The organism is Streptococcus pseudopneumoniae ATCC BAA-960 = CCUG 49455, assembly GCF_002087075.1.
Lineage (GTDB): Bacteria > Bacillota > Bacilli > Lactobacillales > Streptococcaceae > Streptococcus > Streptococcus pseudopneumoniae.
Window position 1 is genome coordinate 1 of the sequence record NZ_MWSM01000035.1, and the last position, 16,523, is coordinate 16,523.

The following is a 16,523-nucleotide window of genomic DNA, read 5'->3' on the forward strand; positions in this document are numbered from 1 at the left end:
CTTTAGCTTGTTTCTTAGCCGCTGCTTTTTCTGCATCTGAAAGTTGTGCGTTCGCATCAATCTCGGCTTCTTTTTCCTTAAGCTTAGCTGCTACTGCTTCCTTAGCTTTGTCCTTAGCCACTGGATTAACTGCTGCTACTGCGGCAATTCCGTCTGCTTGCGCTTTGTCCACGCCTGCTTGGTCGCTTGCTGCGTCAATGGCTTGGATAGCTTTGTCCGCTGCCGCTTTAGCTTGTTTCTTAGCCACTGCTTTTTCTGCATCTGAAAGTTGTGCGTTCGCATCAATCTCGGCTTCTTTTTCCTTAAGCTTAGCTGCTACTGCTTCCTTAGCTTTGTCCTTAGCCTTGTCTTTAGCCACTGGGTTAACTGCTGCTATTGCGGCAATTCCATCTGCTTGCGCTTTGTCCACGCCTGCTTGGTCGCTTGCTGCGTCAATGGCTTGGATAGCTTTGTCCGCTGCCGCTTTAGCTTGTTTCTTAGCCACTGCTTTTTCTGCATCTGAAAGTTGTGCGTTCGCATCAATCTCGGCTTCTTTTTCCTTAAGCTTAGCTGCTACTGCTTCTTTAGCTTTGTCTTTAGCCACTGGATTAACTGCTGCTACTGCGGCAATTCCGTCTGCTTGCGCTTTGTCCACGCCTGCTTGGTCGTTTGCTGCGTCAATGGCTTGGGTAGCTTTGTCCGCTGCCGCTTGGGCTTGTTTCTTAGCCGCTGCTTTTTCATCGTCGGATAAGTTAGAATTATTATCGATTTCTTTTTCTTTCGCTGTTTTTTCAGCATTGATTGCTGTAATTGCAACTTCTTTTTCGATAGCTAATTTTCCTTTATCTTTTGCAGAATTGATACCATCTTCAGTTGTTGCTTTATCAATAGCATCTGTTGCATATTTTGCTTCTTTATCTACTTTTGCTTTTTCTTCCGCCTTTTGTTCTGGCGTTAAGGTTGTACTAGCTTCAATAGCATCTATCGCTTTTTTAGCAGCAGCTGCAATTTCTTTTTTAGCACCATCTCTATCAAGAGCTTTCAATAATTCTGCTGCTTTGTCTAAAGCTGTTTTCGCTGCTTCTACTTTAGATTGAGCTTCTGTAGCTTCTGCTTTGGTCGCATTGTCGCCCTTGGCCACCACTACTTTAGCTGCCTCTTTCGCTGCGTCTAAATCTGCTTGCAACTTAGCTACTTCTGCTTCATATGCTTGAATACTTTCTGGAGTTTTATTAGATTTATCAGCTAACTCCAAATCTTTATTAACCTGTTCTTCAGCTAAGGCGTCTTTTTGTTCATTAGTAGCCTTTTCTGTTAATCCAGCTTTCGCTTCTTCAAGTTTAGCTTTCTTAGCCTTTACTTCTGCTAGAGCTTCTGACACTTGTTGTGGAGTCGCATTGTCATTCTCAATAACCTGTCTAGCTTTCTCAAGAGCTGTTTCTGCTGCAACTTTTGCTTGGTCATAAGCCGCTTTACTTTCGGTCGTTTTATCACCTGTTGGATCAGATTCACCCGTCAAGGCCTCAAGAGCTGTTTTAGCTTCTGTAAGTTCTGTCTTATCCGCTGTTAGTTCTTTTTGTTTTTGTAGAACATTTTTTAACGCCGTTTTATAATTATCAGTAGTGTCTAAATTAATATTTTCTATGAGATTTTTTACGTTCTCCAATTCAGCATTATAAGCATCCTTAGATTCTGATGTCATCCCTCTTTCATCCTCATCAGCTGTTTCTTTCAATTTAGTATAAATTTTAGTTAATAAATCTTTAGCTATTTTATTAGTATTTTGAGTAATATTAAAGCTTAAACCTGATATTGGTAATGCATACTGTCTTAATGGGGATTGATAACCCATTCCTAAATGTTCATTATCAGCAGAGCTAATTCGTACTGCATAATCCGTAACACCTTTTTCTAAATCAATCTCTCTACTTTCAAATGTACCTGCTCTCCCTGTCGGAATATAATCTCCTGTCATTTTACTTTCTACTTCTGTCTTGTTTAGATTACGATTATTATATTCGCTACGAATAAACTTACCATTACCATCTGTTGCTGCAGTAACTGTCGCTTCTTCATCACTTAATCGTTTTTGAGGGTCAAATACTTTTGAATATATTACTTTCTTCATTCCATTTTGATTAGAAATAACTTCAACTTTATATTTAGCCTTTGTTCCATTAATATCACCAGTATATCCTGTTTTGAATTGAATTTTTACTTTTGACCCTAGCTCCGTTGAATAAGTTTTGAAAGTTTTCTCTATTCCATTATAATCCTTAAGAGCTTTGGCAGTGTTGCCCGATAATCCTGTTCCTCTATATTCAGAATTATCGTAGGCCGCCTCAGTAGAGCTAGCATGCGTCCTTACCTCTGATAACAACAAGATATAGTTACTTGTCCTATCAAAAGCTTGTTCCCCTGTATATGTCCTATAGTGCTTATTTCTCCCCCTTTGTTCACTATACACGGTATTTACTGTTTCAATCGGAAAAACTCCATCTCCAGTTTTCCTTGCAATTGCAAATTTCCCATTTTCTCCTACAGCTTTCCAACCACCGAATTCTTTAATATTTTGAACTTGGCCCAATTGTGTATTTGTTTTATCCCCTAATTCATTCATATTATTAATTTTTGTGTTATTTTGGATAGCGCTTGGTAATTTTTCTAGTTTTTCTTTTAATTCATCTAGTCCTGCATCATTCCCTGGAGCTTCATAAGTCTGATTTGCATCTGAATCGGCATCAGCTGCAGTCGCTGGTGGGGCAGGGTCTGCATCACGTCTTTTACGTACTTTTGGCTTGCTGCTTGCTTCTTCTGATCTTGTACCTTCACCTTCAGATTTTGGAGAGCTAGAGTCCCCACTCACAGAGTCTTCATCCGATTGAGTCTTTGTTGTAGTTTCGCTTCTTTCAGATGAGTTGGCTTCTTCCTCTTTGGTCTCTGGATGACTTTCTTGCTTGCCTTCATCCCCTGCTTCAGTATTGGTTGCAGATCCTTGTTCCTTTGCAGCAGGAGCAGCGTAGGTTGGCTGCTGTTCCTCTGATTTTTTCTCTATTTCCGAATCCTTATCAGCTGCCACCTCCTCATTTGACTGTATGGCCTGCGCTTCCTCAGCAGATACCGCTCCACTTCCCATAAAGAGATACAGCGCCGCCACGGCTACCGAGGCCGCTCCAAAACTAACCTTACGAATCGAAAACCGCAAGCGCTTTTCTCTATCTTCATTACCTTTATAAAACATATATCATTTTGCTCCTTTTCCGATAATTATCGGTTAATATATAATGGAAGGGCAAATAAAAAGCCCCCCCTAAAATATTTGAGCATACTTTAGGTAGGTTTAACTCATTATACTCTCTTTCTTTTTATAAATCAAACATTATGAACTAAGCTTGATATCATGTATCTTATCGTGGAAATATTGACTTCATTTTCTCCTGAAATTTGTTTTTTACCCAGCCTCAACATATATACGGCAAGCTGAAACCAACATTGTTTGACTTGATCGTCAAGCTTTTCACTTCACCACCTGCTAGCTGTTTTAAAAGAAAAAACGCTTGAAAAATCAGCGTTATTCTTCGTATATTATTAAAATATATGATTCTATCAGTTTTTTAGAAATATTTTATAGTTCAAGAACGATAAGCTCGAGAAACAGCTAGAGTTTCAAATTGCACTACTATCATACAAAACTCTTTGGTCCTATTTATTTTTATCACAATTTTGATTTATAGTTCTCCGAATACCTTTTAAATGTGAAAGCATTTCATTGGAGCTTTGAAAAATATATACACTGTTTTTATTCGTATGTTAACTTGATAGAATCTTTGTCTTCAAGCATTTTTTTAATGTTAACGACAGGCAATATGAAGTTGGGGAACTCATTACCCCGAGTAATCATATCAGATACGATAGGCCGAATATAGGACCAAAGAATTGCTAAACCATTCTCTTTAAGAAAAGTTTCAAAATCAATATCAAATTCTGTCTCGTCATATATAAATGAAAATTCTCCAACAATATCTACAATAAGCTCAAAAGCAGAATCATCTGAATCTATATTTCCTTGCTTTGTTATCAAGTTAACATAAGCAAGGTTTTCAGATTTTCTTATTAAAATCTGTGCAGACAATTCAGGCTGTAAATTAATAGTACTATTTGTTTGGTCAAAACTAGGATTTCTTCGATACGATACTTCATTTAAAAAGTAATCTTTAAATTGTAAAGAGGACATTAAGCTGCCACCTCACTATTTTCTTTTGTTGTAATTAAGTTTTCAGAATCTATTGGTAAATATGAAAAACATGACTTCTTGTTTTTTATATTATATTTAGGCATTGCATTTACTTTAGTTACAGAATTCAAATCATCAAACTCTTTTTGATTATTTAATTGAGGAGTAAAATGGATTTCATCTTTATATTTTTTAAGACTTCCTGATATATTCAAATCATAATCAAATTCATTGTTTACTGAATAAATTTTGTTGGCCTTAATATTTTCAACTAATTCTTGGAACATTGGAGAATCCATCAAAGAAAATTCTTCAGTTCCTAAAAAGTTTGACAATAAACTCATAAAAGCCTCCTTATTTATAAAATGTTTGTAATACAATTTAAATCACGGATACAAATTTCCTCTCCGTTCTTTCCGTTAATTACTGATAAAAATGGAATATCTGTATATGTTTTAGACTGCACGGCTTCATAATTCTTCCCATGCTGAGACGCTAAATCAAGCAACAGTTCAATAATTAATCCTTGATTTTGGTTAAGAAGAGTAGCTCTATTTTTGGCTCCGCTATCTGCAATATCTGTAATCTCACGTTCAATTTGAATAGATGCTGCTTGTCGATATTCCTCTAATAAGCTTTGGTTTGCTGGGTCATCCAACATAAAAATATTGTTCATAGAGCTTAGGATGATTTCAGCATGAATTAACTCAGGCCTAACCCCGGGTTTGCTTAGTTCAAATGACTTATACTTTGCTACATAAGCAGAAGCAATCGTTTTACCAGTATCTTTGTCAAAAGGTAGAAAAAAGTAAATACCATTACCCAAATCGTTCGGATGTCTCTGTTTATGAATACCAGGTTTATATTTCTCATAAGAAAAACCAGCAGATAGAATCTTTTCTTTTATTGGTGGTGCCGTGCCACCCACTATATTGTAGCATAGAACCTCCTGATGAAGCTACTAGCTTAATTATACTGTTAAAGCTTAGATAATTCAACTATTACGGGATTTTTTGAAAAAATTCTAGCGATTTCCAGAACGTAACTGAGCATTAAGACAATAACTACCTCACCTTATCATGCCGAAATTATCGGATTTTATCAGAATTAAAACCCCATAAAATCGGGCTTTTTCCATTCTTCAAGAAAACGCTTTTTTGAAGAATAGGATTGTAATTTCTGGTTCTAATCGTTCAAAATGCGTGTTTTTGCAAAATAGAAATGCAAGCCAGAACCTGCAAAAACATTATCTATTCTAAATAGTCTTTTTCTGTTATGACTCTTAATCTAGTAGAATAATTCTGGAATGTTGAGAATTTAAAGCGTTTAGGATCTTCAAGTTTGTTTCTATCGTTCATTTCTAAAGCACGGTTATAGTCTATAATAGCTTTCACTAACTTATTAATTATAGCTCTATCATTGTCCATTACTTTATAATAATCTTCGATTTTTCGAAGTCGAAAAGTAGTATTTAGCAAATAACTTTCATCTTCTAAAATCAAGGTTTTACCAATATCTAATCCTTCAACATACCCTTCTTTTGCTGAATTTCGAAGCTTATACTTCAACTGATACTTTTTAGGAATATAACTTCTAAATGGAATCAAGAAAGTTAGCCCCTGTATTTTGACAACAGTTACCGCAAATCCCCTTCCTTTATTCATTACTTCCTTCGTCTTAAAGTCATAGTCCATCGCTTGAATAAGGTCGTAATCCTTGCACATTTTAAATCAATTTGACCTAATTTTAACTTTTTGCTTTTCATTTCTATTCTCTAGATAAAAAGCTCACTAAAAAGTGAGCAACATTTCCAATGAGATACTTCTGTTGACGAGCGCGTCTCTCCGCCCCCTCATTGCCTCACGAAAAGGCTAGACGAATCGAAAGGAGGTGAGTTTTCCTGTTTTCAATTCTCCTTATTCTTACACATTTTTTTAATTTTGTCAAACAAAAAAAACGCAAGCCTAAGCCTGCGGTGAGTGTAATCTATTTTGAAATTTTTAAATAAAAAAGAGCATTTAAGCCCCTCCCTTGAAATAACGGACCCTTGGCTGGTCGGTGTACCCAGCATCTCAGATACCTTTTTGCAAGGTGTGGCAGGAACCTTTCTGCCCTCAAATGTCTTTCGTTAATGTTATTCTAGCACTATCTAATTTTTTATCAAGTTTTCTCAATCTACCAGACTGAATACGTATTAGCTACACCCTCAACAAATTTATACTCTTCGAAAATCTCTTCAAACCTCCTCAGCTTCCACCTGAAACCTCAAAACAGTGTTTTGAGCAACCTACAGCTAGCTTCCTAGTTTGCTCTTTGATTTTCATTGAGTATTAAAAAACTCTCTTATCTGAAACCATCACAAAAAAACAATTGAAATACTAAGCCTACACAGACTGATTCCAATTGTTTTTTAGATTGTTTAACAATCAATTTTACCATTCTTCATAGTCAAAACCATCATAATCTGGATATTGTTCTGGCGGCGTTCCAACCGAACGTACGAGATAAGCTTCTTCGCCCTCTGTCTCGATTTCTCTCAGCACTTGGCATTCAAAACGCCATTCATCACCGAAGTCGAAAATAAACTTAAATTTTTGTTTGACACTTAGGGTATCCAGATAGACATTTTCTGTGTAACGTTCTTCAACATCGTCACTAACAAAGCTAAGAAAGTAAGAATCTGCATGACTCCACGCAACATTATCCATGAAAAATGCATGAGCATGAGCATTTGCAAAATCAAAACTCCATAAAATCACATCTGCTAGTTCTGCTAACGTTTTTGTTTTTGGAATTTGTATATGTCGGTAGCAACCTTTTTAAAATTTGACGAAAATGACCCAGGCTTCTACAGATGCTGGCTTTTCAGCTTCTATTTCTTGTTTTACTAATTTTAAGTGTACCACAATACCTCCAATTGCTAATCGATAGAATTGCTCTTAGGAAACATTCCCTTTCTGCTATTTTATCATAAGTTTGTCTAACTGTGGCATTTGAAACTAGATAATTCTTCTGTTTCACGCGAAACACCCTACTCAAGGCAAGGTGTTCTTGTTTTTTATGTCGTATAAATCGTTGAAGCTGTCGCAATGGTATGCCACTGGTTGGCTGTTGTGGCTGCGAAGCCCTTGTCTGCGTAGAAGTCGTTAAATGGCAGAATTTCTACTTCCAGCTCATCGATGCGGTCAAGCTGACCAGCCAGATAAGCCTCGATACGGCTTTCTGCTCGCTTGATGCGTTGCAAGAGTCCGCCCATACGGATGTCAACTGTATCCAAACCAAAGACCTTGTTTTCCTTCAACCATTGGTGGCTAAAGAGGGCATGGAAGTGTTCGATCGCGCTTCTGAGTTCTGGTAATTCTTGCCTTGCGATTTCTTGTAGACTTTCTTTATCGCCCACTTGGTAAGCCTGACGAATGCGTCTTCCTACATCCACTTTGCTACTTAAAATCTGGTTCAACTGGGTCTGAGTTTCAAAGAGATAAGCATAGTTTCCTGCTTTTTCTTTAATGTCAGCAAGCGTCTCAGCAGCTTGAGCGAAGTGTGGTTTGTCCTGTTCAGGTGTCATGTGTCGGTCAAGAATGGGACAAAGAACATCCTGATAAAAGACATAGCGGTTGGGATTGATGCCACTGAGATTGTCCGGCAAGTCTGGCAAGAGGTTGGCAAGGTCAATCTGCATAAAGTCCTCAACCGATAGGCCTGTATTGGTCTGGAAATGAGCAGACAAACGGTCTAGGTCATTGCGATAGCTGAGTTCTGCCCAGATTTGCAAGCTTGGGAGAATAGAAAACTGAGCTGTCTCACCACCATTGTCCCCCCAACCCGTCACGATGACTTCTTTGATGTCATTGGCACGACAGGCTTTATTGGCCTCGATAGCCACTAGACGGCTGAAATGGTTGTTGGGTGTAAAACCAATCCACTTCCAAGCACCACCTGCAAAGGCAAGGTCATGACTAATCTTATGATGATTGCGGAAATTACGGTTGTATTTTTCCTCACTATCCTGATAATAGTCCCAGTAAACCAATGTCACACGGTCTTTGAGACGGTCTAGGTAGACACGCGTTTCCTCTGGAATTTCCACATCACGGTCGTACTGACCATCCGCTGACATGAGTTTGAAGAACATATCGCTCCACATCTGGCAGTGGAAACCATATTTGTCAGCAATATCCAGCACGCGCTCCAAGTGTTGACACATTAGGAGACTACGATCCACAACACCGTTCAATATCAAGTAACGTCCCAAGCCAACCAAGTGGGCTTCGTCCATCCCGATATTGACCTTGCGTGTTTGTAGCTTAGACAGGGTGGCAAACATGCCATCAATCAGGTCATAAACCTTTTCTTCGCCAATGAGGAGAATGTCCTCTACATCACGGAGTTCCTGCACTTCTTTGACACCCCATTTGACGAAGGCTGACAAGTGGGCCAAGGTCTGGATGCAGGGCACAAAGGTCATGTCAAACTGCTGGGCATAGGCTTCGATTTCCTGCAACTCCTCAGCTGAGTAGGCTCCACGGAAATAGCCAAAGTAAGGCTGCCCTTCAATCTGGTAGGTGTCTTCCATGTAAAGCTCAAAGGTTGAGTAGCCCATGAGAGCCAAGACCTCAATCATCTGCTTGGCAGAAGCCACATTCAGCACCGCATTTCGCGAACAGTCAGCCATGTAGGCTAGATCTTCATAAGCCGCCTGTTCTTCAATCTCCACTTTATCAGCTTCTACTAGAGCCGTTGCCAACAAGGACAAGGCACGATAAAGTTGGTGAGGTTTGCGGTAGGTCAATTGATAGTGGCCACCCTCACCCTTGATAGAGATAGAGGCTTGATCAGACTGAGTGACTGACACCTCAACATCTGGCAGAGAAATGTGATTTTTTAATACTTCAATAGCTTGCGCTTGTTTGGGACTAAATCCTGTAAATCTTACCATTGGTTTTCCTCCTGTAACCAGTTGACAAAGGCACCGTAGAGATTAGCATCTGCATGATAGGTGCAGGCTTGGATAACGGGTGCGACCGTGTATTCTTCGTAGGTATCGACAAAGTCTTCAACAGCTTCCTTGACACCTTGGATAAAATCTGGATTTTGACTGATAGAGCCTCCCAGACTGATGACATCTGGATCAATCAGATACTGGATATTGAGCAAGCCTTGCGCCAAATTGCGGTTCATGCGCTCAATGGCTTCTTGGCAAAGGTCATTTCCTGCTGCGGCCTCTTGGTAAATCTTGCGACCGTCCCAATCAGTCTGACCAGATTTTTCAATCACGTATCGCACCATATTTCCAGTTGACGCTAGTTGCGACCAGTTGTTGAGCTTTTCAGCAGGGGCAAGGGTTGTCATGTAGCCAAATTCTCCACCCAGACCGTGGTGACCTCGATGCAGTCTGCCATTGATCATCATGGCTCCGCCAATCCCTGTCCCAATCACGACACAGGCAGCGTTTTCAAGCTCTGGATGAGCTAGTAATTCACTGAGTCCAACGCAGTTGGCATCATTTTCCAGATGGGCAGGTAGCTGATAAGAGCTAAGCGCCTCATACCAAGAAAATCCGTGAATGTAGGGCACGGCACTGAAGCCGTCAATCACACCTGTCTCTTGATTGACCGCGCCTGGAACGCTCATAGCAATCCCACTGTAATCCTGCTCTGACAAGCGCTGGTCTAACCAAGCTAATAAATCCTCCAAGCTTTCTGGCGTTGAAATGCTTGTCTTATCTAGTATTTTCCCATCAGGAGTTAGACTGGCAAACTTAATCCCAGTCCCTCCGATATCAATCGTTGCAATGGTCATTGTTTTTACCATAAAAAGGGGCAAATCAGCAGTTAGTTCTTACCTTTTCGCCCCTCCTTTCTTTTTATGTTTACTTTTTGAAATTAAATTTCTTCTTTTTTGATGAATTCTGTACGAATTTCTTGTGGTGAAATGAGGCCTCTATGAACTGGGTATGGTCGTTCAAGTAGGTCAAGGAAGAGATGTTGACTTTCCGGTACACGCACATTTTCACTACACATATTGTAGTAACGGAGGACATATCCTTCTTCATTTTCAGCTACCTTAAAGGCTGTTGGACAGATTTGCGGTATGCTGAGAACAGAATGGCTCAAGAGGCTACCAGTCGCAACCACGCTTCCTTCCTGTCTAGCAAGCTGAAGGCTAGTAAATGGTGTCTGCAAGGCTTTAGCGCGACGATAGGCTGAGAAGCGTTCTTGGGCTTGGTGGCATTCAAGCGCAAACTCGACTTCAAACTCACGCAAGCATTGTGCTTCTGGTGTTGGGAAGTAACCCCAGTCTCCCAACTCACCTGATGCACGCAAAATAGTCACTGCAATGGTGTCGTCTCCAAGGATTTCGTATTCATTCAATCCCTTGTTGGATACAGTCACACCTTTTTCATCGTCATACAGACTAACAAAGGCTTGTTGGTGTTGAGGATTTTCAGGATTTTCCCATGAAGCCGCTGGTTTATTTGGTCGTGTCACCACCTCATAAATGCTTTCAGAATCGTTGCTTGGACGCGTGTTGTGAGTCTTGACCAAGAGACGGATACGATGGTCTTTGGCAGTATTGGTAAAGCGAGTCTTGCAACGGATTTGTGGATTGTCAACGAAGACAGTCAACTCAGTTTCCAGAGGAATGTTTGTCAATTCTTCTGAACGTCCAGCTTCACGCTTCATAAACTCGATGATGCCTTTTTGCTCTTCTTCTAGCTTTTCATCTGCACTGACAGGCACGGTCAATTCATGTTTGAGCAAAATCTTAGCATAGCGAGCTGTGTTTTCCAAGACCTCGTAGCCCTTAAGCTCTGCATAGATTGGCTCTGTTCCTTTTGGTTGGAAATAGATATACTCGTTTCCGATGTCACCACGGTCTTCGAAGCGGATAAAATCTTCATAGGCTTCGTGAGTTGTCTTATCATAGACTGTGATGTTGTCATCCACACTCACCGTTACAAATGGCGTATCAATCACTCCGTTTTGGTAAATGCCTTCACGGTGTTCTTGCTCTCCTTCCAGCAATTGGAAGGTTGTCCAAGAAAGTGGCGCTAGGTGAACTGGAATGGTCACGCGCACTTGGCGAGCGATACGAGCTTGGCGAAACTTGTCTTTTGGTAAATCGTACTCAAAATTAGCCCCAAGGTCTTCGATTTTAGCCTCTACAGGACGCCCATCCAAGTCCTCCACACGGTAACTTGGCAAGGTAAGAGCAGCCATCTTCTTGTAACCTTCTGTTGGGTGCAATTCCTTGAAATCACAAGTCGCCACATCAATCACTGTGCTGACAGTATCGACCTTATCATGCAAACCTGTGTTAATAACCGTAAAGAGATAGTCACTTTGAGCCTTAGCTGTAGCGATTTTGCCCTTCCATTCGTTAAGAAGATTGGTCTTAACAAAGTTTCCTACCTGATTGACCTTGGCAAAACGGGTTTCCATCTCACGGTGAACTTCGTCCACGCTACAGCCACAGATGCTATCATGCGGCGCATTCTGCAAAAGTGTTTTCCAAGCATAGGTCAACTGGTCCTTGTGGTTATGACCCCCAGTGATAATCGTCAAGGGTTCTACCACTTGCTCTAGGAGGTTGCTATTTTCTTGGAAAGATTGTTTGAGATAAATACGAGATGAAGAAGTGTTGGCAAGTGTGTACCAACCATCAGTTTCCTGACTGGTCAACTCGCCTGTAACCGTTGATAACTTCTCTGGTAGAGCACCTTCCACGGCTTGGACATACTCATCAAAAGAACTATGAAGAAAGGTTACATCTGGGAAGAGTTCATTTGCCACACGAATGGCTTCACTCAAATTTTTCTGGACAGGTTGATGGTCACAGCCGTTCATCATCAACCACTGGTTGGTCGAAGCGTAGGCACGCACGTCTGCCAGTTTTTGTTTCCAAAAGGTCAAGGCCTCATCTTTGTCAACTGGGATTTCATTCCCATTACTGTACCAGTTGGCAAAGAGGATACCGAGGACACGACTTCCATCCGCACCCTGCCAGTACATTTCTGAAAACTGGGAAGTAAACTGCTCATCTTCAAGGACTTGGTTATCAAACCCAATCGGCTTCACACCACGCCCAAAGGCTGCCACGTGAATACCTGATTTTTGAAGAATTTGAGGCGCTTGTCCCATATTTCCAAAGGTATCTGGGAAGTAACCAATCTGGGTTGATTTGCCCCATTTTGCACATTCTGCTTGACCAATCAAGGTATTGCGGACGTTGGCTTCACTTGAAATCAAGTAGTCATCTTGCAAGATGTAAAAAGGACCAATTTTAAGTTTGCCTTCGTCGATGTATCGTTGGACTTTGTCGCGATTTTCAGGGCGAATTTGCAAGTAGTCATCAAGGACAATAGTTTGTCCATCTAAATGGAAACTCTTGAACTCAGGATCATTTTCAAAGAGATCAAAGAGATTGTCAAACAATTCCACCAACTGCATACGGTGGCTTTCAAAAGGCAAGTACCACTCACGGTCCCAGTGACTATGTGAGATAATATGTACGACAACATTTTCCATGAAGTAAAACCTCATTCTAAATTTAAATTTTTATTGTTAACGTTTTTGGATGTAAATTTGTGATTCTTTCCAAGAATCAGTGAAGCGAAGGCGAGCTCCTTATACTCAATGAAAATCAAAGAGCAAACTAGGAAGCTAGCCGTAGGCTGCTCAAAGCACAGCTTTGAGGTTGCAGATAAAGCTGACGTAGTTTGAAGAGATTTTCGAAGAATATAAAGCATGTTCCCTAGCGAATATCTAGGTAATCCAAGACCAATTCACAGAACATCATGTTAGCCCAAGAGAACCATTCACGAGAATAAAGAGTTGGGTCATCTACGTGGAAGCTTTCATGCATAACACCTGTACCACCATCGCAAGCAACCAGCTGATCTAGCAAGAATTTCTTCTCTGCCTTATCTCTTGTTGTCAAGCCTTGGATAGACAGGGCGATGGGCCAGATATAGCGATAGAAGGTATGAGAACTTCCGAGACCGCTAGCGTATTCTCCTTGGTAGAAGTATGGATTTTCAGGGCTCAGAATGGTACGACGAGTTGCTTGATACACTTCATCGTTGACATCGCAGTAGCCCAGATAAGGCGCAGCCAACAAACTTGGTACGTTTGGATCATCCATGATGCTGGCATTTCCTAGACCATCCACTTCAAAGGCATAAATCTTTTCGCCCTTGCTGTTGGTAGTGTAGGCATAGTTTTCGATTCCTTCTTGGATTTCAGACTGGAGGCGCTTGGCGTCTGTGATAACACTCTCGCTATCAGCTAGATTCAATTCTGCAAAGATTTCTTGCACATAACCCAAGACTACTACAGCAAACATATTGGACGGAATCAAGTAACTATACTGACAGCAATCATCACTCGGACGAAAGGCTGACCAGGTCATGCCTGTCACTGCAAAATCAGGTCCAAAGCCATCATTTACCAAGGTGTCTTCCTTGCGGTCCGTATCTCGGACAAAACGATAAGGAGAGTTCTTGTGGTCTTGTTCCACCGTCCACAGATGGAGAATTTCCTTAGTCGCTGCGACAAAAGTCTCATCAAACTGACTAGTCTCGCCAGTTTCTTTCCAGAGGAGATAAGCCAACTGCAAAGGATAGCAAAGCGAGTCCACCTCATACTTGCGTTCCCAAATCCAGCCATTAAGGTCTGTGTGGTCAGTCTCATGGTGCCCCTTCCAGTTTTCCTCAATGTTGAAGGAATTGGCATAAGGATCCTTGAGTACCAAGGTCATCTGACGTTTGACCAAACCTGCAATAGTCTGACGCAGGAGGACATCTCTTTTAGCCACATGCAAGTAGGGTCTGAGTTGGGCTGTCGAATCCCGAAGCCACATAGCAGGAATATCCCCTGTGAGCACAAAGGTTGAACCATCTTCTAGGATTTCAACTGTATTGTCCAAGGTGTCGGTGTAGCAACGCTCGAAAACATCCACCCACTCTGGATGGTCCTTAGCCCGCTCTGCCACTTCATCTAGCCATTCTCTAACAATTTCTTTCGAATAAATCATCGTGCAATTCCCTCTTTCAAACAAGTTTCATGTTCAGTATATAGCTTTTGAGACAGAAAATACATACACAAATGATAGTCATTTTTCTACAAAATAGTTATTTTTGAAACTCCTTTTCTAAAGGCCCTCTTTTTCTGATATAATGTAGAAAAACAGCTAAAGGAAAGACTATGAAACCACTACTTGAAACCATCGATACCCGCTTTGGAACTACCAACAAGCATGCCTTTTCTCGGGGAAATACCCTGCCATACACAGGCGTGCCTTTTGGGATGAATTACTTTGTGCCCCAGACCAGTGACCAGGATGGATCTTGGTTTTTTGATCCGCATCTGCCTATCTTTCAGGGGATTCGATTAACTCACCAGCCCAGTCCTTGGATTGGGGACTACTCTTGGCTCCTTCTGACACCTGTCACAGGTCAGCTTGGGGGAGACAGTCTCTTTCACCGCCAATCTTCCTATGATAGGGATAAGGCCTCTTTCCAACCTCATTATCTAAAGATTTTCTCCCTGCGCTATCAGATTGAAACCCAGCTCACACCAACTTGCTACGGTGCTTCTATTCGTTTGAAGCAAAAGCAAGGCAAAGCCCTCTCCCTCTATCTTCACGCAGCAGATGAACTGACAGTAGAGCAAGTAGATAAGCGAACTCTTGCCCTGCGACAAGAAGGTAAAACTGAAACCAACAAAAATTCGCTAACGATGTTCACTGCCCTACAAATGAACACGGATATTCTTGCTATCAGCCAAGAAGGGGGAGACTGGCGAATTGACTTAGTAAGTAGTCAAACCGAGATGCAACTAGCCACTTCTTTCATCTCTCCTTCTCAAGCTCTAATCAATCTACCTCAAGAAGATTTTGATAACTGTAAATCAAGTGCCCAAGCGGATTGGGAAAATCTCCTCCATCGTTTTGACGTTATAGAGACAGGAGAGGCTGACCGAACCTTCTTTGACCACTGTCTCTACAGACTCTTCCTCTTCCCACAGACTTTTTATGAGATTGATGAATCAGGGCAAGCCATCCACATGGATCTGGCCACTGGCACTGTCAAGCCCGGTGTCCTCTTTAGCAACAATGGCTTCTGGGATACCTTCCGCACTACCTTCCCCCTCTTTGCCCTTATCATACCGGAACACTACCACCGCTTTTTAGAAGGATTTCTCAATAGCTACCGCAATACTGGATTCCTTCCAAAATGGCTAGCTCCAGATGAACGGGGTATGATGCCAGGTACACTTTTAGACGGCATTATCGCAGATAGCGCCTGCAAGGACATGGCTCCTGACTTAGAAGAAGAACTGCTTCAAGCCATGCTCGAAACAGCCAGCAAGTCCGACCCTCTCGGCATCAATGGTCGTCACGGGCTAGCCCAATACCAAGAACTGGGCTACCTCTCTACCGACCACCACGAAAGCGTCAGTCATACCCTAGACTATGCCTATAGCGACTTTTGTATCGCCAGCTGTGCCAAAAAACTAGGTCAGAATGACATCGCGGAAATCTATAGGACTGCTTCACAAAATTACCGCCAGCTATTTGACGCTGAAACAGGCTACATGCGAGCGCGAGACAGCCAAGGCAACTTCCGTCCTGACTTCTCTCCTTATAGCTGGGGACGCGACTATGCCGAATGTTCAGCCATCCAAGCAACTTTAGGCGTTCTCCACGACATCCCAGATTTAATCCAACTTATGGGTGGAAAAGAAGCCTTCAGCAACTATCTTTTGAAAGCCTGTCAAGATGCTCCCCTCTTTGAGACAACAGGCTATGGTTACGAGATTCACGAAATGAGCGAGATGGCTACCGCTCCTTTTGGACAAGTCGCTATTTCCAACCAACCGAGCTTCCACATTCCTTATCTCTTCCGTTACAGCAACTACCCTGACTACACTGCCCTTCTTATCAAGACGCTCCGTCAGAAAGCCTTTCACCCAAGTTGGCAAGCCTATCCTGGAGATGAAGACAATGGCAGTCTCTCTGCTTGGTACATCTGGTCAGCTCTCGGATTTTATCCTACCTGTCCAGGAAAATCAAGCTATGATCTCGGAATCCCTCTCTTTAATCACCTCCGTATCTACCTAGCTAAAGAAGGTAAATGGCTAGATATTCATACGGAGCAAAACCACAGCCACTTCAACTTTGTCAAAGAATGCCGACTGGACAAGACCCCAGTGTCTAGCATCCAACACCAAGACCTCCTAAAAGCTGAGCAGTTAACCTTCACCCTCAGCTGGTTACCAAATCAGCGTAACCGCCCAATAACGAA

Annotated in this window: 11 protein-coding genes; 1 reads left to right on the plus strand and 10 read right to left on the minus strand. The window is 41.7% G+C overall.

Annotated elements, in window-relative coordinates; genetic code table 11:
- The 10 genes from B4W83_RS08115 to B4W83_RS08170 form a co-directional block, all read right to left on the minus strand.
- Positions 1-3,220: DUF1542 domain-containing protein (locus B4W83_RS08115; RefSeq protein WP_142246439.1), on the minus strand; the 3,220-nt coding region annotated here is incomplete at its 3' end.
- A gap of 558 nt (positions 3,221-3,778) precedes the next feature.
- Positions 3,779-4,213: a protein-export chaperone SecB gene (locus tag B4W83_RS08120; RefSeq protein ID WP_000096818.1), complete on the minus strand. Its 435-nt coding sequence runs from the start codon at positions 4,211-4,213 to the stop codon at positions 3,779-3,781.
- Positions 4,213-4,557 (minus strand): hypothetical protein, encoded by a 345-nt coding sequence (locus B4W83_RS08125; protein WP_000055345.1) that lies wholly within the window; start codon positions 4,555-4,557, stop codon positions 4,213-4,215. Before B4W83_RS08125 ends, B4W83_RS08120 begins: the two co-directional genes overlap by 1 nt.
- Positions 4,558-4,571: 14 nt before the next feature.
- The gene (locus B4W83_RS08130) at positions 4,572-5,141 is read right to left on the minus strand and encodes a hypothetical protein (RefSeq protein ID WP_000509514.1); all 570 of its coding nucleotides are present in this window, start codon (positions 5,139-5,141) and stop codon (positions 4,572-4,574) included.
- Positions 5,142-5,463: 322 nt separating this feature from the next.
- On the minus strand, positions 5,464-5,877 hold the full coding sequence (locus B4W83_RS08135) for a hypothetical protein (RefSeq protein ID WP_230554378.1): 414 nt from the start codon (positions 5,875-5,877) through the stop codon (positions 5,464-5,466).
- 768 nt (positions 5,878-6,645) lie between these two features.
- Positions 6,646-6,969 carry an IS1096 element passenger TnpR family protein gene (locus B4W83_RS08145; RefSeq protein ID WP_422071037.1) on the minus strand — a complete coding sequence of 108 codons (324 nt, stop codon included), beginning with the start codon at positions 6,967-6,969 and terminating at the stop codon, positions 6,646-6,648.
- A gap of 302 nt (positions 6,970-7,271) precedes the next feature.
- Positions 7,272-9,152, minus strand: coding sequence for a beta-N-acetylhexosaminidase (locus tag B4W83_RS08150; protein WP_000251366.1), 1,881 nt, complete (start codon positions 9,150-9,152; stop codon positions 7,272-7,274).
- Positions 9,146-10,015: an ROK family protein gene (locus B4W83_RS08155; RefSeq protein WP_007284969.1), complete on the minus strand. Its 870-nt coding sequence runs from the start codon at positions 10,013-10,015 to the stop codon at positions 9,146-9,148. The genes B4W83_RS08150 and B4W83_RS08155 overlap by 7 nt, the downstream gene beginning before the upstream one ends.
- Positions 10,016-10,098: 83 nt before the next feature.
- A complete protein-coding gene (locus B4W83_RS08160; RefSeq protein WP_000432748.1) occupies positions 10,099-12,744 on the minus strand; it encodes an alpha-mannosidase in 2,646 nt (881 codons plus the stop codon).
- Between the two features lie 226 nt (positions 12,745-12,970).
- The gene (locus B4W83_RS08170; protein ID WP_000640547.1) at positions 12,971-14,251 is read right to left on the minus strand and encodes a glycoside hydrolase family 125 protein; all 1,281 of its coding nucleotides are present in this window, start codon (positions 14,249-14,251) and stop codon (positions 12,971-12,973) included.
- A 170-nt stretch (positions 14,252-14,421) separates the two neighbouring features.
- Here B4W83_RS08170 and B4W83_RS08175 point away from each other — a divergent pair.
- A partial coding sequence (locus B4W83_RS08175) for a GH92 family glycosyl hydrolase (protein ID WP_083022254.1) occupies positions 14,422-16,523 on the plus strand: 2,102 nt, incomplete at its 3' end.

Excerpts from the sequence above, each read along its gene's own strand:
- B4W83_RS08170 (WP_000640547.1), bottom strand. The coding sequence starts at position 14,251 with ATGATTTATTCGAAAGAAATTGTTAGAGAATGGCTAGATGAAGTGGCA.
- B4W83_RS08125 (WP_000055345.1), bottom strand. The coding sequence starts at position 4,557 with ATGAGTTTATTGTCAAACTTTTTAGGAACTGAAGAATTTTCTTTGATG.
- B4W83_RS08155 (WP_007284969.1), bottom strand. The coding sequence starts at position 10,015 with ATGACCATTGCAACGATTGATATCGGAGGGACTGGGATTAAGTTTGCC.
- B4W83_RS08150 (WP_000251366.1), bottom strand. The coding sequence starts at position 9,152 with ATGGTAAGATTTACAGGATTTAGTCCCAAACAAGCGCAAGCTATTGAA.
- B4W83_RS08160 (WP_000432748.1), bottom strand. The coding sequence starts at position 12,744 with ATGGAAAATGTTGTCGTACATATTATCTCACATAGTCACTGGGACCGT.
- B4W83_RS08135 (WP_230554378.1), bottom strand. The coding sequence starts at position 5,877 with ATGAATAAAGGAAGGGGATTTGCGGTAACTGTTGTCAAAATACAGGGG.
- B4W83_RS08120 (WP_000096818.1), bottom strand. The coding sequence starts at position 4,213 with ATGTCCTCTTTACAATTTAAAGATTACTTTTTAAATGAAGTATCGTAT.